Origin of the sequence: Psychrobacter sp. K31L, from assembly GCF_017942195.1 — a bacterium.
Lineage (GTDB): Bacteria > Pseudomonadota > Gammaproteobacteria > Pseudomonadales > Moraxellaceae > Psychrobacter > Psychrobacter glaciei.
The window spans coordinates 1-698 of record NZ_JAGKSC010000024.1 but is presented as its reverse complement, the minus strand read 5'-3'; the positions used below and the strand labels follow the sequence as shown (position 1 = coordinate 698).

Genomic DNA, 698 nt, shown 5'->3' with positions numbered 1-698 from the left:
TAGACTTTCTGCATTCAATCAGCCTTTCTTCACGAGTTGAAAACCGATGACTTTCAGTTTTTGGGTTTTGCCCGTAGTGACGATTTCTACGTTCAGGTTTGCTTCGATCGGAAATTGGGCGTTTCGGAACTGCTCGAAATTGGCAGAGCCGCCGAAATCGTATTCAGTAGTAGAGCTGCCCAATGCGTTGCCTTGGGAGCTGTCTAAGGGTGTGGCGACAATCAGGCGGCAATAGTCGAAGCTCCTGCCTTCGATTTGTCCGTTGAATTTTTTAACGCCGACGATGTGGCCTTGAAGTTGGATGTTCATTTTTTGGTTTCCTTGTGTGATTAAACGTCTTTCGGACAGACACTTTAAGCCCATGAAATCGGTAGTCTTGCGAATTTGTCGTAAATGAAGTTGTTATAGCTTTCTTCATTGTTGACGTGTTTTTGCTGTTCAAGCTGTTTTTCAAGATTCTCGTAATATTCGTACATATAGTAAGGGTCTTTGTACGGTTTGAATGCGGGCTGTTCATGAATGGCTTGAGCTTTCAAAAAGGCGCAGTCGTAGGCTTCGGGAGCCAAAGACTTGGGCAGCTTGTGATGACTCGGCTCAATCAGTTCAAACAGTTTGGCTTTGTCCAATTCGGGAAAAATGAATTTCAGACCGTTTGCCGCACGTCCAAACTGTTTTTTTACCCATTCAAGGTAGCGGTC

At 44.7% G+C, this 698-nt stretch carries 2 protein-coding genes; both read right to left on the bottom strand.

Translation table 11 applies throughout. The features are described 5' to 3' along the window. Positions 1 to 18 precede the first annotated feature (18 nt). Positions 19 to 309: a hypothetical protein gene (locus tag J5X94_RS13810; protein WP_002218852.1), complete on the bottom strand. Its 291-nt coding sequence runs from the start codon at positions 307 to 309 to the stop codon at positions 19 to 21. Positions 310 to 353: 44 nt separating this feature from the next. Beyond that, positions 354 to 698: hypothetical protein (locus tag J5X94_RS13805; RefSeq protein ID WP_210541618.1), on the bottom strand; the 345-nt coding region annotated here is incomplete at its 5' end.